20 protein-coding genes and 2 tRNA genes are annotated in these 17215 nt (G+C 58.7%); 7 read left to right on the forward strand and 15 right to left on the reverse strand.

All coding sequences use genetic code 11. From position 1 onward, the window contains the following. Positions 1–75: 75 nt before the first annotated feature. Positions 76–369 (forward strand): twin-arginine translocase TatA/TatE family subunit, encoded by a 294-nt coding sequence (locus LIX15_RS00185; protein ID WP_345409719.1) that lies wholly within the window; start codon positions 76–78, stop codon positions 367–369. A 33-nt stretch (positions 370–402) separates the two neighbouring features. Further along, positions 403–475, forward strand: a tRNA-Arg gene (locus LIX15_RS00190). Between the two features lie 141 nt (positions 476–616). Here LIX15_RS00190 and LIX15_RS00195 read toward each other — a convergent pair. The 6 genes from LIX15_RS00195 to LIX15_RS00220 form a co-directional block, all read right to left on the reverse strand. After that, positions 617–955 (reverse strand): DsrE family protein, encoded by a 339-nt coding sequence (locus LIX15_RS00195; RefSeq protein WP_227775504.1) that lies wholly within the window; start codon positions 953–955, stop codon positions 617–619. A gap of 75 nt (positions 956–1030) precedes the next feature. Further along, positions 1031–1393, reverse strand: coding sequence for a hypothetical protein (locus LIX15_RS00200; protein ID WP_227775505.1), 363 nt, complete (start codon positions 1391–1393; stop codon positions 1031–1033). 82 nt (positions 1394–1475) lie between these two features. Continuing rightward, positions 1476–1808 (reverse strand): hypothetical protein, encoded by a 333-nt coding sequence (locus LIX15_RS00205; RefSeq protein WP_227775506.1) that lies wholly within the window; start codon positions 1806–1808, stop codon positions 1476–1478. Between the two features lie 79 nt (positions 1809–1887). Then, positions 1888–2277, reverse strand: a complete 390-nt coding sequence (locus LIX15_RS00210; protein WP_227775507.1) for a DUF7522 family protein — start codon at positions 2275–2277, stop codon at positions 1888–1890. Positions 2278–2357: 80 nt separating this feature from the next. Continuing rightward, positions 2358–2510 (reverse strand): hypothetical protein, encoded by a 153-nt coding sequence (locus tag LIX15_RS00215; RefSeq protein WP_227775508.1) that lies wholly within the window; start codon positions 2508–2510, stop codon positions 2358–2360. A 40-nt stretch (positions 2511–2550) separates the two neighbouring features. Then, positions 2551–2682: a transporter gene (locus LIX15_RS00220; RefSeq protein ID WP_227775509.1), complete on the reverse strand. Its 132-nt coding sequence runs from the start codon at positions 2680–2682 to the stop codon at positions 2551–2553. Positions 2683–2840: 158 nt separating this feature from the next. Here LIX15_RS00220 and LIX15_RS00225 point away from each other — a divergent pair, with 158 nt between their 5' ends. Then, the gene (locus tag LIX15_RS00225) at positions 2841–4571 is read left to right on the forward strand and encodes a DUF7289 family protein (RefSeq protein ID WP_227775510.1); all 1731 of its coding nucleotides are present in this window, start codon (positions 2841–2843) and stop codon (positions 4569–4571) included. Between the two features lie 34 nt (positions 4572–4605). Here the strand turns inward: LIX15_RS00225 and LIX15_RS00230 are convergent, their stop codons facing one another. The 9 genes from LIX15_RS00230 to LIX15_RS00270 form a co-directional block, all read right to left on the reverse strand. After that, a complete protein-coding gene (locus tag LIX15_RS00230; RefSeq protein ID WP_227775511.1) occupies positions 4606–5349 on the reverse strand; it encodes a DUF7289 family protein in 744 nt (247 codons plus the stop codon). Continuing rightward, complete coding sequence (locus LIX15_RS00235) at positions 5346–5801, reverse strand: DUF7266 family protein (RefSeq protein WP_227775512.1); 456 nt, start codon at positions 5799–5801, stop codon at positions 5346–5348. The genes LIX15_RS00230 and LIX15_RS00235 overlap by 4 nt, the downstream gene beginning before the upstream one ends. Then, complete coding sequence (locus LIX15_RS00240; protein WP_227775513.1) at positions 5794–6756, reverse strand: DUF7261 family protein; 963 nt, start codon at positions 6754–6756, stop codon at positions 5794–5796. Before LIX15_RS00240 ends, LIX15_RS00235 begins: the two co-directional genes overlap by 8 nt. After that, positions 6744–7349 (reverse strand): DUF7288 family protein, encoded by a 606-nt coding sequence (locus LIX15_RS00245; protein WP_227775514.1) that lies wholly within the window; start codon positions 7347–7349, stop codon positions 6744–6746. Before LIX15_RS00245 ends, LIX15_RS00240 begins: the two co-directional genes overlap by 13 nt. Before the next feature lies 1 nt (position 7350). Then, a complete protein-coding gene (locus tag LIX15_RS00250) occupies positions 7351–7800 on the reverse strand; it encodes a DUF7287 family protein (protein WP_227775515.1) in 450 nt (149 codons plus the stop codon). A gap of 2 nt (positions 7801–7802) precedes the next feature. Further along, complete coding sequence (locus LIX15_RS00255) at positions 7803–9830, reverse strand: type II secretion system F family protein (RefSeq protein ID WP_227775516.1); 2028 nt, start codon at positions 9828–9830, stop codon at positions 7803–7805. Then, positions 9827–12988, reverse strand: a complete 3162-nt coding sequence (locus tag LIX15_RS00260; protein WP_227775517.1) for an ATPase, T2SS/T4P/T4SS family — start codon at positions 12986–12988, stop codon at positions 9827–9829. Before LIX15_RS00260 ends, LIX15_RS00255 begins: the two co-directional genes overlap by 4 nt. A 628-nt stretch (positions 12989–13616) precedes the next feature. After that, positions 13617–13958 (reverse strand): DUF7344 domain-containing protein, encoded by a 342-nt coding sequence (locus LIX15_RS00265; protein ID WP_227775518.1) that lies wholly within the window; start codon positions 13956–13958, stop codon positions 13617–13619. 389 nt (positions 13959–14347) lie between these two features. Then, a tRNA-Ala gene (locus LIX15_RS00270) sits at positions 14348–14419 on the reverse strand. Between the two features lie 311 nt (positions 14420–14730). On the opposite strand from LIX15_RS00270, the gene LIX15_RS00275 reads away from it, so the two are divergent. The 4 genes from LIX15_RS00275 to LIX15_RS00290 are packed head-to-tail and all read left to right on the forward strand — an operon-like array spanning position 14731 to position 17190. After that, entirely contained in the window at positions 14731–15192 is a 462-nt protein-coding gene (locus tag LIX15_RS00275; protein WP_227775519.1) for a 30S ribosomal protein S15, read from the forward strand. Beyond that, positions 15193–16326 (forward strand): exonuclease RecJ, encoded by a 1134-nt coding sequence (locus LIX15_RS00280; protein ID WP_227775520.1) that lies wholly within the window; start codon positions 15193–15195, stop codon positions 16324–16326. It abuts the gene before it with no gap. Further along, positions 16323–16562, forward strand: a complete 240-nt coding sequence (locus LIX15_RS00285; protein WP_227775521.1) for a KEOPS complex subunit Pcc1 — start codon at positions 16323–16325, stop codon at positions 16560–16562. Before LIX15_RS00280 ends, LIX15_RS00285 begins: the two co-directional genes overlap by 4 nt. Beyond that, positions 16555–17190 (forward strand): 30S ribosomal protein S3ae, encoded by a 636-nt coding sequence (locus LIX15_RS00290; protein WP_227775522.1) that lies wholly within the window; start codon positions 16555–16557, stop codon positions 17188–17190. Before LIX15_RS00285 ends, LIX15_RS00290 begins: the two co-directional genes overlap by 8 nt. Positions 17191–17215: the final 25 nt, after the last annotated feature.

Below are 17215 nucleotides of genomic sequence, written 5' to 3' on the forward strand. Positions count from 1 at the left end.
GGAGTACCGTGAACCTGAGTAGAGCAAAAAGCCTATAATTGCCAATGGGTAAGCAACTGGTAGAGGATGTACGAAATGATACCACTATTCGGGCCGGTTCCCGGTGGGATGGAGCTTGCGGTGATTCTGCTCATCGCAGTGCTTCTGTTCGGTGCCAACAAGATTCCGAAACTCGCGCGCTCGACGGGCGAGGCGATGGGAGAGTTCAAAAAAGGGCGACAGGAAGTCGAAGACGAACTCCGCGAGATGCAGGAGTCGGGGTCGTCGTCCAGTTCGCCGTCCGGCGATGCGAGCGAATTTGACGACGAACCGCAGACCCGCACCGAACCCAACACCAACACCGAAACCGAGACCGAATCCGGACAGTAAGCGTATTTCTGTGTCAGTTTGTGCGTTTATATAGGGCGTGTGGCCTAGCGGATAGGGCGAGAGGTTCCTAACCTCTCGACCGCGGGTTCGAATCCCGCCACGCCCGCTTCCTTCGCTACGCTCGGTCAACGAGCGTGGCTGACTCCCACTCGCTTTACTTCGTTCGCTCGCGGGAATCCCGTCACGCCCGCGCAACGAGGAACGGAGTGACGAGTGAACCGAAAGACGCTCGGTTTTGGTCGCTTTTCTAGGGTCGCATGTACGCGTAGCCCTCGTTTTCCAACCGCGTGACTTCGACGGCACCCTCCGGAACGGTTTCGATGCCGTCGATGAGGTCGGATTCGTCGAGGTTCATCACGTCGAGGGTGTTGCTACAGGCTTTGAACGGGACGCCGTCGTCCATCAGCGACTGCACCTGCTCTTCTCGCTCTCCCCCAGCGGTGACGGCTTCGATACCGCCAGCCTGTGCGACGACCGCCACGTCGTCTATCGTGCCACTCTCGTCGTCAAGGAGGTTTCTGGCGATTGCGAGGGCGGTCTTCTGTTCGCTCTCGTCGCCGGAAATCAGGTGAATTACGGATTGCATGCGTTGACGGAGAAAGAGAGCAACGGGCTAATAGTTGCTGGCCTTCGCTCGGCGGATTGGACTCCGACGGAGAACCTACTCGTCGGAGTCGTCCGTCGGTTGGGAGTCGTTACCTTGCAGTTCGTCCGTTTCCTCCTCGGTTGCGGATTGGACTTCGTCCATGTCGATTTCCGAATCGAACTCTTCTTCGTCGATTGCGGATTCGAGCGTTTCCTTGTTGGTTACGGCGTCGATTCCGTCCTCCTCGACCGCCGATTGAATCGTTTTCACGTCGATGGCGGTTCCGGTGTCCTTGCTCTTTGCGACCGATTTGACCGCTCGCTTCACCGCGAGATAGCCGACCGCTCCGGTACCGCCCGCCACGACCGCACCCGGGATCCCGTATCGTTTGTAGCCGAACTTTGCCGCCTTCTTTCCCACCGTAAATGGGCCAATCATCGTATACATTACAGTCTTCGAAGCGGCGTAAGCGTTGGGCCTGCATTCGAAATGAACCTACTCCTGCTGTCCGAAAACGACTTCACTTCAACTCGTGTAGTTCGTGTTCCGAAACGCGTTCTCCGCAGTGCGGACAGGCGTATTTCGTCTCGTGCTGCGATTCCTCCACGAACCCCGAGGCTAAAATCGACGCGAGAAGCGCGAACAGGCCGATTCCGATGACGACGCTCACCAGTTCGAACAGGTAGAACTCGGCTCCATACGCCGAGTGGAGCGGCTCGACCGTTTCGAGGATGACGGTTGCGACGTTCGCAACGATGAGCGCGAGGATAAACGAGTCGACGTACTGCCCGATTCGACCACCTGCACCGACCTGAAAGGGCTGATTTACCCGGTGATGAATCTGCCGATACATTGGGGGGCGTTCAGAGGACGCTGTAATAAATATGCACGACTCCGAAAGTAGTCGTCGGAGCCTTCGTCAACTCGCTACCTCACGAGTGCGTTTGCATCCACTCGGTACACACCTCGACGATGGGAAGGAGCGGAACGTCGTCGTTGTCGAATGCGACGAACAGCGACCCGGAATCGCTGGGGAATTGTAAGACGACGGCCGCGTCGAACGTATAAAGTGCAAAGTTGAGGACTCCGGCACGAAACACGTTTTCCGCGTCTTCTCGCGGTTCGTCAGCGAGCAGTGATTCGTCGTGAATCCGGTTGAAATCGGCGGGCGTGAATCGCCCAGCTATGTCTTTTCGGGTGTACAGCATCTCGTACCCGCCGTTTTGTCTGCTGGCCACCGTTCGGAGCGCGGAACCGAGGTGAGATTGCAGAGCGGCGACGAACGCCTCGTCAGATTCGAACACGGTTGTTACGTTCGTCAAGCGGAACCATCAACGTTTGTGATGGTTCAAAACTGTTGCGTCTTCGGCAGTCGATTTTACGGCTTCTACGATCGATTCGCTCAATCGATTCGCTCGATGTCGGCCGAATCGCAGTACGGACAGTTCAAATCCGGCAGTTCGACGGAGTACGAAAACGTTCGCCCGCAGTAGTGACATCGGTATTCGTTGCCCGTTATCGTGAAAATCTGTCGCACCGAATCGAACAATCCCATTCAAAAACTGTTCATCGCACACGCACTTAACGTTCGTCGGCTACGCGCTACTAAGCAGTCGCATCGCCGCCCCGATGAGGAGAACGAGCAATCCGAGTCCGGACGTTATCGGTTCTGGGATGAAGAACATGACGACGCCAGCCAACATTACGACCGTTGAGATTCGGGCCATACCGTGGTTTGGTCGGTACAGGGTACTACCTGTTGTGCCTGTATTTGCAACCGAAATGCCGCAATAAAATATTTATATATTTATATGAGCTGGGAAATATCGGCGCAGTAGGCGGAGTTCTAAATAATATATTTTCGATATTAGTGCGGACGTTTATTATGAATGACGAAAGAAGTGCCGACATGACACTCCCGTCAACTCGCGCGCAGACTGAGACGTTGGGCGTCGTCCTTCTCCTCATGATAACGCTCGCGGGGACGGGACTCATCGTCGCCCTCGGGTCGTCGGTGCTGGACGACTCGAAGCGTGCAGCCGAACTCGACAGCGCGGAGCACGCGATGACACAACTGGACTCGAAGGCGAGTCTCGTCGGTATCGGCGAGACGGATATTCAGCGAGTGAATCTCGGCGTCGGAAACGACGGCCAACCCCTCACTCGCACACAGGATGGGTGGATGCGCGTCGAGGTTGACCCCGACGACGGAGCGGCGGTGGAGGTGATGAATCAAACGCTCGGTGCGGTCGTTTACCGAAACGACCAAACGACCATCGCCTATCAAGGCGGCGGCGTTTGGCGACGAACCGGCGAGGGTTCGACGATGGTTTCGCCGCCCGAATTTCATTACCGAGAGACAACACTCACGCTTCCGCTGATTATCGTCGGCGGCGATGGGGGGCTCTCCCCGCGTCTCGAAGTTTCGAAAAACGGGAGTGCCGAGTCGAAATTCCCGCTTGCAGAGCCGAAGAAAACGAATCCACTCTCGGAAGCGACGGTCAATATCACCGTCGGAAGTGACTCCTACCGCGCATGGGGTAATTTCTTCGAACAACGAACCGGTGGCGAGGTCGAATACGACCATTCGGCGAACGCCGTGACGCTTACGCTCGTCACGCCGACGAAGGCACCGAAAATCAAACAAGGGTTAGCGTCCACCTCGCCGCAAGAACTCGTCATCGAGGGGGCGGGCGGATCGTCTTTTACCGACAGTTACAACTCATCGATTGGCCCGTACAGCGAAACCGAGGGGTCGAAGGGAACGGTCAACACCGTTGGTGGGGTGTCGCTTAGCGGCGGTGCGGAAATCGAAGGTGACCTCGTGACCGGTGGCGGCATCGTGAAAATGCAGAGCGCCAACACGGCCATCACCGGAAATCTTTCGTACGGCGGAAGCACGTCCCTCCACAAGAAAGCGACCGTCGGCGGATGGACTGCCGACAACGGGTCGGTCGAACAGATAGACCCGATCGGTTCGATGATAAAGAACCAAGCGGAATCCGTCGAGGCAAACAATGACAACGGTAGGTCGGATGCAATCGACGGACGAGGGCTCGACCCGTCGAAATCGGCGTGGACGTTGACGAACGGCAACTACTACGTTGACGACCTCGGTCTCAACTCCGGGGAAACCCTTTCTCTCGACCTGCAAAACGGCGACATTGATGTCGTCGTTGACGACGATGTGATGCTCAACGGCGGCACGATACAGGTACAGAACCCCGACAACGGAACCGCGAACGTCTACGTGCTCGGGGACACGGTGAGCGTGACGAATGGGGCCGATGTTTCGATTCCGGGCGACAAATCGAGAGCGTTCCGGATATACGGGCCGCCGGGAACCAGCGCCACGGTTTCCGGCGACGACACGGAGTTCGTCGGCGTGCTTTACGCCCCGGATTCCAGGAGCCAGTACGGTGACGTTTCGGTTACGTCTCACGGGGAGGTGTACGGCGCTATCGTCGGCGGGAAGACGGTTCTCCGCTCCGGCGGGACGGTTCATTACGACCAAGCGCTCGTCATGACGGAGACACTGCCTGCGGATTTCACTACGGTTCCTCGCGTCACGTACATGCACGTTTCCACCAACCGAGTGAATGTCACGTCGGCGTAACTGTCGGGAACCACCGTCGACATAACGACCGAAATTACCGCTTCAGTTCGAACTCGACGACAGTTTCGGGGATGATGACTCGGTCGGTAACCAACTGATAGGTAACGCTCCCGTCGGCCGCGTCACCGTCGATGGCTGTCAGTCCCTCCTCCTCGAAATACCGCTTCCACGCCGTCGATCGCGGCGATTCGACGGTCACGTTCATCCGCGCGTCGGACGCGGTAGCGGTTCGGAACTGGCCATCGAGACCGGCGGACTGCCGATACGCGACGACGAGCGCGGTCGAATCGCCGGAAAGAGTGCGCTCGTTTCCGCTGGGATAGGTGACGAGGAACGGAACGACCGCCCGTTCGTCGTCGAACACGTATCTCGGTTCGCGTCGCATCGTGCTCGCGCCGCCATCGCTTCGGAACACCGCGCCACCGACGTAGACGAGTTCGCTATCCTCGACGCCGGAGTAAACGAGCGGTCTGGCGTTCATGATGTACGTCGCGTTTTTCGTCGAGACGGTATCGTTGACCTGCACGCGAATCGTCACGGGGTCGCCGTAACCGAGCGTCGCACCGCCCAAACGAAGTTCGGTCGCCCGACTCGGTGTTCCTTCGCGTTGAACGTCCGCGACGTTGTCGGCCAACACGTCGAAGGCGCGTTCGGCGTTGTTCACCTGCTCGAACTGTTGCGCGTCGTGCAGTCCTTCGAGACCCGTCGCGTACACCGCACCGACGGTTGCCGTCACGAGGACGAACCCCACCGTTTCGCTCGCGGCGCGGTCGTTCACGACCGCACCTCCAACTCGCCGCTGTCCGCGCGGACGATGGTCATTGAACCGCCGGAAATCGCCGTCTCTTCGACCGTCGTGGTAGTCACAAAGGAAACGCGAACGGTGACGCGAGGTCTGCTCGTCTCTAACACGAACACGCCCGGTTCGACGGTTACCGAATAGGGAACCCCCGCCACGCGCTCGGGAAGCGACGATTCGATTGCGACCGTCGTACCGCCCGTTTGAACGAGTCTATCGGCGGTTTGAACGTCGGCGGATAGTCGTTGACCGATGACTTGAAGTTCCGTTCGGACCGCATCTCGGCGTTGGTCTTCGACCATACCACCCGTCGCGGTTAACAGGCCCGCGATGAGCAACGTCGCGACGACGAGATTGAGCGCGTAGTTCACCGTCACCGAAACGCCGCGGTCGCGGTTCGTTGCCGCTTCCGTTCGGTCGCGGTTACTCATCGCTTTCACCCGGAGCAACTCTGATGCGTTCGGCGTAGGTCAGTCGCGCCGTCTGGTAGTGCAGGTCGAACGTCGCGCTGTAAACGGCGTGGCTGATGTACGGCGACGCGCTGGAGTCCGGTTCGAAATTCGGGACGTTTACGTTCGCGCCCCCGGACGTGTTCACGGCGACGGAGTAGGTTCCGTTCGCCTTGTTTCCGTACCGGTACTCTACGGAGTACTCGTCGTCCGGTTCACCGGCGAAATCGAGGGAACAGGACTCGCCACCGAGCGTTCGTGCGGTGAGAGAAAACGTGGTTCTCGCGGCCGTCACCGAGCAGACCGGCGTCGGCGACCCGCCCGCCGCTGTGTTCGTGGCGACGACGACTTCGCTCCCCTGTCGATAAACGAACACTCGCCGCACGTCATCGCCGTCGTCCGCCACGATTCGGAACGCCTGCGACGGTGAGGACGCGAGTTGGTCTCGCGAGAGATCGAACCGGAAGCGGCGAAGTTCATTTTCGCCGACGTTCGTCGCCAACGTCCAGTTTTGATCTCCGTCCGCGCTGACGAACGTCCGCGTCGTGTTTTCGTGACGCAGGGTCATCCCCTCGGCGAGGGAGAGGTTCGAAATTTCGGCCACCGTCGAACGCTCCAGGTAACCGCGTTCGAGCAGATCGGCGTACCGACGGATGCCGTAACTGGCGTTTTCGGTCGCGACCTCCGGCGAGGAATGATCCGCGTCGTTCTCGCTATCGATGACCTGTCCGGTGCCGGTCGCCGCGACGGCACGGAACTCGACCGCATCGCGTCCACCTACGTCCGCGCCCCGCGTGGCGAGGTTCTCGGTGTAAATGACCGTGTTGAGGAGGAGGACGAGGGCGACCAGAATGACGGCGATGGCGAGGCCAGTTACGAGGATAAGCTGACCGCGGTCGTCGCCAGAAAGTCGCCGAATCGGTGTCACATCTTCCATACGACGATTCGCACCTCCAAGACGTTGTACAGCCTCGCGTTCGGAGCGGCGTCCGGGGCGTAGAACGAACCGTCAACCGTTCCGCCGCCGGATGACGTGAGTCCGTCCTCGTCGAACAGAGTCACGGTGCGGGTAGCGACGACGGCGTTATCGCTCGGCGACCCCATGTACACCATCGTCTTCCGGCGAGTCTCGTTGTTCGGCAGTCGGTAGCTGACGAACACGTCGTAGGCGATACGGCCATCACTCGACGTGACGTTGCCGAACGTTTCGTTCAGTACCGTTCCAAAGGCGTTCGGCGGACCGCCGTTCGCGTAGATGCCGTCGTCGTTCGAACCGGCGAACTGCTCCTCGGTTTCGTTCCAGTACAGCACGGCTTCGCGGAGTCGGCCGTCGTCCGCAGTGACTGAAAGAAGTCCGTCGGCGGTCGCCTCCTCCTGATTCTCGATGTGCTGGTTCGACGTACTCGCCGTGAGCGGCGTCACGGCGGTCGCCTGCAACGAAAAGACGACCGCACTGACGATTAACAGTGCCGCGGTGAACGATTCCAACGTGTGTGCTTGTGCTCTATCGTGCGTTCGTTTCCTGTCCATGTTACCACGTCCTCACGTACAGTTCGTACTCTTCGCCGTCGATGGAGACGAGGCGCGATGCGACGACGACGGAACCGTTCGTCGGCGTTGTCGGTCCCGCGCTGAGTTGAGTGCCGCCGATGTCACGAATCGCGCCGCTCGACTCGATAGTCACGTTGACGCGCTCGTTCGCCCCGACGCCGAGGGCGGCGTTGAGATTGCTCGGATGGCAGGCACCGGACGTGCCGAAGAACTGTTCCGTACACGTTCCGTTCAACACCCCCGGTCGATTTTGCTGTGCAAGCGTTCCCTCCGTGAGATGGGAGGCGACGCGGTCTGTGCCGAGCAACTCCGAACTGTCGTCGCCCGTGAACGGTGCGAACGTGTTCGGAAGCGTGGCGAACACGAAGGCGACCGTGAGCAGGAAGACGCTCATTCCGACCAGAAAGTCAATGCTCGTTTGTCCTCGCATGGTTAGATGAAGATGAACGTGATGAGAGCGATGGTCGGGAGGACGACGGCGAACTTCACGCCGGAAAGCAGGTCGGCATCTCGGATGTAGCCCGCGATGAATCCCGAAAGAATCGCCTGTATCGTTACGGCGTGGAAGAACAACATCGACAGCATCGTCGTGTCGATGCTGGTTCCAAAGCTCACACCCTGCGGCGACCCCGATTCCGCGCCCGACGACTGCCCCGCGAGTCCGGACATCACGTCAAGGAACTCCACTTTCAAGATGGCCATCACCGCGAGCAAGGTGAGGTAGGTCATGATGATGATGACGACTTGCATCCGCGCACGGGAGCGGCGCTCCCGCGCGATGTCGTCCTGATTCTCGCTCGTCTGTGCCGCGGTCGTGAGAACCGCGGTAATTTGGCTCGACGCCTCCTGTGCCTTGCTGATGAGCGTTATCGTCCGAGCGAGACGCGGCAGATGATAGCGGTTGTTGAACTCGATGAATGCCGTTTTCATGCTCATGCCGTACTGCACCTTGGTGTGAATCCGGTCGAACTCGTCCGCGAGTTTGCCGGAAGAGGTGTCCGCCACGGTTTTGACGGATTCGAGCAACGTCTGGCCGGTGTCGTTCGCGCTCGATAGCTTTCGCAAGTCGTCGGAAAGCTTTCGCAATATCGCCCGCCGCGAGTGAACGTTCCACTCGCGGAAGATTGCGAGTGGAATGCCGTTCACGTACAGCGGAACGTAGACGAAGATGAACGTCGTCCAGATGGGATTTGCCGTCAAACCATCGACCGACGCCGGAGTTGTACCGGTCCACACTGCACTTGCGACGAGTACCATCGACGTCGGAAGTGTAATGCCGAGGACGAACAGCGGATTGTCGCGGAAAAAATAGTGGGGGCGTTTGAGCAGTTCGACGGTAGTGTGGGTTCCTTCCTTGCTCTTGATTCGGTCGAACACGGAAAAATCCCCGACGAACTCCTCGACGAGACCGAGGTGGAGCAGTCCGGCACCGGAGACGGTTTCTAACCGCTGGTTGCCGTCGCCCGTGTCGAGATAGCCACTACCGGGGTCGTCCTGTTTCACCGTCGAAACGAGAACGAGAAAGGCGATGCCTGTAATCGGAAGCAGGACGTACACTGTTCCGTAGAGCATGACCTCCTGTGCTTCCCCGAGCATGCTCATGATGACGAGGATGATGATGAGCAAGAGAGGAAACAGAGAGAGCGTCATGTACATCTCGCCGAACAGTTCCAACGTTTCGAGCGTTAGCTCCTGCTCCTGTTTGGCGGTTCGCATGTGTTTGTCCTTCTTATCGTCCAAAAACTGGCTCATATCTCCACCGCTGTTGACGATAGAGAGCATATCCGTGAGAAACTGCCCCAACTCGTCGCTGGGCGTTTCGACCGCCCGTTTTCTGATTGCGGTTCGGTAATCCGTATCGAAATACTCCGTCTCCTGTACGATGCTTTTGAACTCGTGAGATATCTCGCCGTAGGTGTCGTCGGCTTTCGCTATCGCCTCTAAAATCTCCAGTTGATTCAGGCCGCCGATGGAGAGCGCGTACATGAACGAGATGGCGTCCGGCAGAAGCATGTTGATTTCACGCTTTCGGGCGCTCGCCCGGCTGTAGGGGATGGCGACGACGGTTCCGAACCCAACTGCGAAACCGACCGCTCCGAGAACGATGCCGGTTCCGAGAACCAGCGCAGGAATCTTCAGCGCGTTCAGCACGTCCGCGGTCGTTCCCGAAAGAGGCATTCCGAGCCAGACGCCTTGGCCGACGAATCCTATTGCGACCAGTAAATAGCCGAGAAGGAGACCGACGAGCCACAGCACGACACCGGCGAGCGTTCCGACTCCGAGGCCGCGGGAAAGGTACAGCTCCGCGGTTTCCGGCATTCGCGCCTCGGCGAGCTTCTCTTCGAGACCGGTAGCGAAGTCGCTGTTTTCGGAGAACAGCCGGTCGTACACCGGATAGAAGGCGTCCGCGAGGCGGTCGGCACTCGTTCCGTTTCCGCTCGTCGCGGAACCGTGGCTCATTCGCCGTCCTCCGGAGCTGAACGCGATTTTTCGTCCTCCGCGACCATCGCTTCCTCGAACTCACCGAACGAATCGTCGTCCAGAGCCGACGGCGACTGGTCACCGCGCTGGTCGTCCCGTCGATTCCTCCGTGAGTCGGTGTGGAATTCGGTCGCTGAATCGGAACGAATCGGTTCGTCCGCCGGTTTCGCAGTGTCGGCCAGCGCCACGGCGAGGCTGTCGTCCCCGACCTGCACGTCGCAGTACTGGTCGAACAGCCTGTTTTCCGCCTCTGCGAGGATATCCTTCGACAGTTGGACGATTTCTTCGTCTGGGTCGGGCCGCGGCACCATCTCTTCTTTTTCGGGGTCGATGTCGATGAGGACGCTCTCCATTTCGCGGAGGTTGGCGAGACTGTCCTCCAATTTGTCGTTCGCGACCATCGCGAGGATGGTGTCCGGGTCGTTGATGAACGCCTGGATCGTCGCTGCGACCTGCGTATACTCGTTCAGACCGTTGTCGAGGAGATAGGCGAGGATGGTTCGCCGCATGAGCAGCTCCGATTCGAGTCGCTCCTGCGTCCACCCGCGGTCGAACTTAATCTCTTCTAAGGTGTTCGACCCGGTGAGGCGTTCGTGTTCGTCCGTCTCGGCGCGCCACTGAAACACGTCCTTGACGTTGATTTCGTCGTTTTCCGTGTCGTAGTGATTGATTTCGGTGAGCGATTTCGTTCGCCTAACTTTGCTTCCTTTGACCCGCGTTTGGGTCTGCACCGAAACCAAATCGAGCGCGGTAAACAGCGTCTTCGAGACGTTGATGGGTTCCGTGGTGAATCGCTTCAGCACCTCACCCACTGTGTCGGCGTGGAAGGTCGTGTAGGTCGTGTGCCCGGTGGACATGACCTGAAAGAGGGTGCGACCTTCCTCGCCGCGAATCTCACCCATTACGATGTAGTCGGGACGCTGTCGGAGGGCGGCCTCCAGCAGGTCGAACTCGTCAACGTCACCCCTGTCGTCGTCCGAAAAGGAGGGCCGGGTGACGCTCGCGATCCAGTTACGCTGCGGGAGTTCGACTTCGCGCGTGTCCTCGATGGAGACAATTTTGGTGTTGCTCGGGATGAACAACGACACCGCGTTCAGGCTGGTCGTCTTCCCGGACGCGGTACCTCCAGCGAAGATGAGCGACCGGTGGTTTTCGATTGCCAACCAGAGGAACGCCATCTCCTCCAGCGAGAAGGTGTTCCAGTTGATGAGGTCGAGCGGCGTGAACGGCACGTCCTTGAACTGACGAATGGTGTAGTTCGTCCCGTGGTCGGAGACTTCCCGCCCGAGGGTTAACTGGGCGCGGGAACCGTCCGGAAGCGTCGCGTCCACCTGCGGTTGACGCTTGCTGATACCCTTCCCCGACCGCTGTGCGAGTTTGACGACGAAGTCGTCCAACTCGCTCTCGCCGTGGTGGACGTTCGTGATTATCTGCTCGTAGTCGGAGTGATACACGAACACCGGGGAGTTGTAGCCGTCACAGGAGATGTCCTCCACGTTGATGTCGTGTTTGACGCCGTCGATTCGCTCGTAGCCGATGAAATCCCGTTTCAGCAGGTAGAGCAGCTTTTCGACTTGGTACTCCGTGAGCGTATCCGAATCCTCCGCCAACAGGATTGGTTCGGGCCGAGCCATGATGCCGCCGAGCTCGCCACCTTTCTCGTCCGCTTCGTGTTCCTCGATTCGGGTTCTGACCCCTCGACGCAAACTTTCATCGCCGACGTGTTCCGCGAGCAAGTCGTTCCAGCGGGTGCGGAGGTCGTCGAGGTACTCCGCGACGTCGGCGTTTTCGAGTGATCTCTCGTCGATTTTCGTTGGAAGTTCGGTTGCGGTGTTCGCGGGGAGCGTCGTTTCCGCATCCGTCTGGGGTTCTTCCCTTTCGTTCTCCTTGACGTCACCTTCGGCGGACTCTGGTTCGTCGGCCTCCGTCTCAATCGAATCCGATACGTCGGATTCGATTGAGACGGCGGTCGTCGCTTTTTCTTCCCCTCCGTTTTGCTCCGCATCTCTTCGTGACTCCGATTTGTCTGGTTCGTTGGCCGTTTCCACCTCCACTTTCCGGAATCGATCGAGGTACGGTTCTGCTTCTCCCCGGAGCGTTCGAATCGCCTCGCCAGTTTGTGCTCGCGTTTCGGCGCTGTAGCGGTTCCACGTCTCGCGGGCACCGTCGTACTGGGCGAGTAGTTCGGTCAGCAGTTCGGCGACTTCGTCGTCGCCGAGTTGGTAGAGGTCGTACCGCGAGAGTAGGCGGAGGGTTTCCCGCTCGATTACCGCCTCTCGGTCTTCCTCCTCGGCCTCCACGACCACGTCGTCGCTAGAGTATTTGATGGAACTACGGAGTTTACCGGTGAGGAACTCCCGGAGGTCGTCTTCGATACGCGTCCGGTAGGGTTCGATGAGGTAGTATTTCGTCTCGTTTTCCTTCTCGGAGTGGAAGATGACGACGAACGAATTGGGTTTGTTCACCCAGTAGCGGTCTACTTCGCGGAAGTGCGCTTTTTTCGGGAGGGGAACCGCCTTCTCCAAGTCGTAGCGGTTGACCACCGTGGTGTGACCTTCGACGGTCGAAAAGAAGTCGTCCTCGTCTAACTCCTCGGGTACGTCGAGCGTTCGTTCGTCCTCGACTTCGAGAAGTTCGTTCGCCTTCGCCGAGCCCTCTGTGAGCAAATCCGAAAGGTCGTCTTCCTCGAATCCGAGCCACTCCGATTTGTCGAATTCGATGGTGTTGCCGTCCTCGTCGCGGGGTTTTTCGTGCGGCTTCTCGCGGTCGGGGTCGTAGTAGTATTCGTAGCGAAAATGCTCCCAGAGGTATTCGCCGAGCGAAACCTCGGTTTCTCCGGGGGCGAGAAACGCCTCGAACTGCCCTCCGAGCGCCTTCGCTCGCTTCGCTCCGTCCTCGACGCGCGATTGGGTTTCTTCGGGGTCGAAGCCGAGAAACTCCTCGGCGGGGAACGGGCGCGCTTTTCCACGCCAGTTGGTCGGCGGGACGCCGTCTTCATAGAAGAACTCCTCTTTGAAGTTCTCCCACGTGTACGTATCGAGGGCGACGCTGGGCGATGACCCGTCCCTGAGACGGATTCCATCAGGGCCAGCATCGGGGCCCCCATTCCCGAGCACTTCGGACTCGTCACTAGCCATTGAATATCGCCAAACGCTAATCCATTAAAAATTCTTGTTAAAATTAATATACATTTGATGGATGTCATATTAGTAGATATCGGATTACAGTCTTGCGCTTTCCACCTACCAGAACCAATATTTATCAATATATTTATATTTATTCGAGAGGGGGGAGAACCGGAATCCGACGCGGCAGTTTCTCGAAGTGAGTCCTCCGCGCGGATTCCGTGATGCCTGATTTGGCTTTGAGGCGACGGCTTCGACGCGAAGCCATCGCATTTCTGGCTGGTTGCTGATGGGTAATAAATCTTTTATTTTTGGAAATGATTCAAAGACGATGGAATCGAGCGGTGAAATTCGTTCCCGAAAGTGTATGTTGGAGGTTTCATCCCCGCTGTTAGCACTTCGAGGGGACACCCCGGAGCGAGATTCCTGACGAGCTTGTTCTCGAACTGGCGGAGCTTGCGGATGAGTCTGGGATTGCGAGGTGAGGAATTCCAGTGAGTAGCGTGCAGGCTTGATTTAATTTTTAGGCGCTATTTCGGTGTACTTCCTCAAGAGAACCATCATTCGCTAAACGACAAGCGAATGACCCGGATATACCACCGACTGTGGACAGAGTGGTAAGTGTGGGCTTTCTGAAAGGCTATTCCCAATTCCGCTCTGGACGTTCTATAATCTTGGCGACCGAGAGAATGGCGTTGAACTTAGGAGGGGCTTCGGTAAGTTCCACTACTCTCGTCTCGGGGTCGTATTTGACATATTCTGCTTCTGATGCTCTTGGCAAATCATTGTGAAGTAATTCAACTTCAATCTGGTCGAGTTTGTCCGCTGGAATGGGGGACGATTCTGGGTTAGTTTCCCACTCAGCAACTTGCTTCACGACATCATCGATGGGGACTGGTCCATCTTGTTGTTTAATATAGTATAACGCATACCTTCGTCGTTCTTTACCAAGAAGATTCAGCACACGATCCACTGATGTCATTACCTCCTCTTCCCTATACAGAAAGATAACAATTACGCCCTATTGACAGCCATATTTACATAATGCCGCAACAAATTTTCTGAAATAATATATGCAAATTCTCATGCGGCAAAAATTGCACGCCGGAATTCACATCCATACAGCTACTGGACTCCTGGAGAGTCCTACACTTGGACACGAATGAATCGCGCCATCTCAAGCGGAGAATAGCCTGTGGAAGTGACCGTAGTACAGAGGTATGTGCAGGATTTCCGTTCTGTCCTCCGATCAGAAGACTCACCAACGCCCACCTGTAAGGCGGTCGCTCTGTCGCACAACCTCTGCGATAGAACTCACCAATATAAACTCCTCTCCGCCGTCTACGGAATGTGGAAAATGCGCGAAGCGCATGGACTCGCCGGGATTTGAACCCGGGGCCTCTCCCATGCCAAGGGAGTGATCTACCACTGATCTACGAGCCCGTGTCTGCACTCACACCTTCCGGGTGGCCATTGATAAACCTCTCGAAATTACTGTGACCGCGGTGGGGTGTCGCACGGCGGTCCGAATAGCAATCTTTTAACTGTCTCCGCGATTTTCTGTGGTGTACGGGAACGGCACAGCCGCAAATCCGACTCGTTGCGCGCGTTCGCGGGCCTCCGCCCGCTCTCTTCCGGACAGTTTGTCCCTTTGCGCAACTTGGGATTGCGGACGTGCACCGTGGCACTCGCCACGACTGGCGGAAACCCCGCCAATACACTCTAGCGGCTCGTGCAGTTCCTATCCTCGAACAATGGCACGAATGCACACCCGACGCCGTGGGTCGTCCGGTTCGGACCGACCCGTGGCAGACGAACCACCGGAGTGGAGCGACGTAGAAGCAGACGACGTGGAAGACCGCGTCGTCGAACTCGCGGAAGACGGCTACAGCCCGAGCGAAATCGGCCTGAAGCTCCGCGACGAAGGCGTGACCGGCACGCCCGTTCCGAACGTCAAGCTCGTCACTGGCAAGAAGGTGACCGAAATTCTGGAGGAAAACGACGCGGGACTCGACCTGCCCGAAGACCTCCGCAACCTGATGGAGCGCGCTGTGCGCCTGCGCGAACACGTTGACGAAAACCCGCAGGACAAGCACAACAAGCGCGCTCTGCAGAACACCGAGTCCAAAGTTCGCCGCCTCGTGAACTACTACCGCGGCGACGAAATCGACGAGGACTTCACCTACTCCTACGACGTGGCGAAAGAACTCGTATAAATGGCAACATCCGGTCGAACCGCTTCCGAGGACGCCCCTACCGCGAGCGACGTTGCTGCGACGCTCCGCGACGCCGACTTCGTTCGAATCGTCGCGTATCCAAGCGGCGACGCACTCGCGGCTGGCGGTATCCTCGCCCGTACCTGCGCGACTATCGGAACCCCGTTCCAAGTGAGTACGACGCGATTCCCTGCCCGGCGCGCCGAATCCCGCGACGACGAAGTCGTCATGACGATTGGCGCAGCGGGCGGCGACGTGGCACTTCCGGGATGTCCGGCGAGCCGCACGGCTTTCGAAGCCGGTGAGGAACTCGGCGGAGCCCCCGACGCGGTGCTCGCCCTCGCAGGCGTCGTCGCTTGTGGAACCACACCGGGCGCTGACGAAAGCGCCCGACTGTTGGACGCCGCGGGCGACCGACTGACGCGCAGACCCGGCGTTTCGACGCCCACGGAAGACCTCGCGGATGGATTGGCGCATTCGACGCTGATTCACGCGAACTTCTCGGGCAACCCGGGTGCGGTGCAGGCCGAACTCGCGGAAATCGGTCTGCCCGTCGAACTCGACGATGACGCGCATCGTCGGGTCGCTTCGCTTGTCGCGCTCTCGGTCACTGGACCGGAGAGCGCGACGCCGCGAGCGGGCGAAACCGTGGAAAACGCGCTTCGCCCCTTCGAACTCGAAGACGGGCCGTTTGCGACGCTCGGCGGCTACGCCGACGTTCTTGACGCGGTCGCACGCGAGCAGTCCGGAACGGGAATCGCGCTGGCGCTCGGACACGACGCCCGCGCGCCCGCGCTGGACGCGTGGCGCGACCACGCGAAGCAAGCCCACGCGGCGCTTCGCGAGGCGACGACGGGCCGGTACGACGGTCTGTTCGTCGCTCGCACGGATGACGCGCCCGTCGAGACGGCGGTTCGGCTTCTCGGCGATTTTCGCTCGCCGGAGCCGATTGCCTTGGTCGTCACGGACGACGAGGCCGCCGCAGTCGCGGTACGCGACAGCGGGTTGGGCGCTGCGATGGAAACCGCCGCGACCGAACTCGGCGGCGTCGGAACGGGAAGCGCACGCCGCGGCTACGCACGGTTCGACGCGGACGCAAAGGAGTTCCTTTCGGCATTTCGGGAGGCGCTATGAGACGAGCGACGATTCGCACGCAACTGGACGACGCGGCCGTACTCGCGGCGTCACTCGAACCGGACAACACGCCCGAAATCGAAACGAGCGTGGAAGACGGACAGATAGTGACGCACATCGAACGCGAAACGACCGGCGGACTCCAATCGACCGTGGACGATTACGTCGTCAACCTCTCGGTGGCAGTACAGGCAGTACAGATAGCGAACGATTACAACGACACGAACCATGAGTGAACGATCAGTCTCTAAGAAGTCACAAGAAAAGCGGTGGTACACCGTCCTCGCTCCCGAGCAGTTCGACCGAGAGGAGCTTGGAACGACCCCCGCAGATGAACCGGACAAGGTGCTCGGCCGCACCATCGAAACCACGCTGGGCGAACTGACGAACAACGCCAGCGAGAACAACACGAAGTTAACCTTCAAAATCAACGACGTCGGTAGCGACTCGGCGTACACCGAGTTCGTTCGACACGAACTCACCCGCGACTACCTCCGTAGTCTCGGCCGCCGTGGCGCCTCGAAAATCGAGGCCTACATCACGGTGTTGACCTCGGACGACTATCGACTCCAGATTCAGCCCGTCGCATTCACGACGAAGAAGGCAGACCACAGCCAAGAAAAGGCCATTCGCCGAACCATGATCGACCTCGTGCGGGACGCCGCGAGCGACCGCACGTTCAAAGAGGTCATCGACAGCATCGTCGAAGGTCGCATCTCCAGCGCGATTTACGGCGAGGCGAAAACCATCTACCCGCTCCGTCGGGTCGAAATTCAGAAGGCAACGCTGGAAGCTCACCCCGAAGAGGTCGCCGAAGAAGAGGAGACCTCCGTGGACGTGGACGAAGAAGACGTCGAAGTCTAATCGGCCACCCTGTTTCGCTTTTTCG

The organism is Haladaptatus pallidirubidus, assembly GCF_020700235.1.
GTDB classification, from domain to species: Archaea; Halobacteriota; Halobacteria; order Halobacteriales; family Haladaptataceae; genus Haladaptatus; species Haladaptatus pallidirubidus.

What these genes read in the sequence shown, in the direction of transcription:
- LIX15_RS00205 (WP_227775506.1), bottom strand. Translation starts at nt 1,808, where the DNA reads ATGTATCGGCAGATTCATCACCGGGTAAATCAGCCCTTTCAGGTCGGT.
- LIX15_RS00280 (WP_227775520.1), top strand. Translation starts at nt 15,193, where the DNA reads ATGGCAACATCCGGTCGAACCGCTTCCGAGGACGCCCCTACCGCGAGC.
- LIX15_RS00185 (WP_345409719.1), top strand. Translation starts at nt 76, where the DNA reads ATGATACCACTATTCGGGCCGGTTCCCGGTGGGATGGAGCTTGCGGTG.
- LIX15_RS00250 (WP_227775515.1), bottom strand. Translation starts at nt 7,800, where the DNA reads ATGCGAGGACAAACGAGCATTGACTTTCTGGTCGGAATGAGCGTCTTC.
- LIX15_RS00260 (WP_227775517.1), bottom strand. Translation starts at nt 12,988, where the DNA reads ATGGCTAGTGACGAGTCCGAAGTGCTCGGGAATGGGGGCCCCGATGCT.
- LIX15_RS00225 (WP_227775510.1), top strand. Translation starts at nt 2,841, where the DNA reads ATGAATGACGAAAGAAGTGCCGACATGACACTCCCGTCAACTCGCGCG.
- LIX15_RS00265 (WP_227775518.1), bottom strand. Translation starts at nt 13,958, where the DNA reads ATGACATCAGTGGATCGTGTGCTGAATCTTCTTGGTAAAGAACGACGA.
- LIX15_RS00275 (WP_227775519.1), top strand. Translation starts at nt 14,731, where the DNA reads ATGGCACGAATGCACACCCGACGCCGTGGGTCGTCCGGTTCGGACCGA.
- LIX15_RS00215 (WP_227775508.1), bottom strand. Translation starts at nt 2,510, where the DNA reads ATGGGATTGTTCGATTCGGTGCGACAGATTTTCACGATAACGGGCAAC.
- LIX15_RS00235 (WP_227775512.1), bottom strand. Translation starts at nt 5,801, where the DNA reads ATGAGTAACCGCGACCGAACGGAAGCGGCAACGAACCGCGACCGCGGC.
- LIX15_RS00290 (WP_227775522.1), top strand. Translation starts at nt 16,555, where the DNA reads ATGAGTGAACGATCAGTCTCTAAGAAGTCACAAGAAAAGCGGTGGTAC.
- LIX15_RS00200 (WP_227775505.1), bottom strand. Translation starts at nt 1,393, where the DNA reads ATGATTGGCCCATTTACGGTGGGAAAGAAGGCGGCAAAGTTCGGCTAC.
- LIX15_RS00220 (WP_227775509.1), bottom strand. Translation starts at nt 2,682, where the DNA reads ATGGCCCGAATCTCAACGGTCGTAATGTTGGCTGGCGTCGTCATGTTC.
- LIX15_RS00285 (WP_227775521.1), top strand. Translation starts at nt 16,323, where the DNA reads ATGAGACGAGCGACGATTCGCACGCAACTGGACGACGCGGCCGTACTC.
- LIX15_RS00195 (WP_227775504.1), bottom strand. Translation starts at nt 955, where the DNA reads ATGCAATCCGTAATTCACCTGATTTCCGGCGACGAGAGCGAACAGAAG.
- LIX15_RS00245 (WP_227775514.1), bottom strand. Translation starts at nt 7,349, where the DNA reads ATGGACAGGAAACGAACGCACGATAGAGCACAAGCACACACGTTGGAA.
- LIX15_RS00240 (WP_227775513.1), bottom strand. Translation starts at nt 6,756, where the DNA reads ATGGAAGATGTGACACCGATTCGGCGACTTTCTGGCGACGACCGCGGT.
- LIX15_RS00255 (WP_227775516.1), bottom strand. Translation starts at nt 9,830, where the DNA reads ATGAGCCACGGTTCCGCGACGAGCGGAAACGGAACGAGTGCCGACCGC.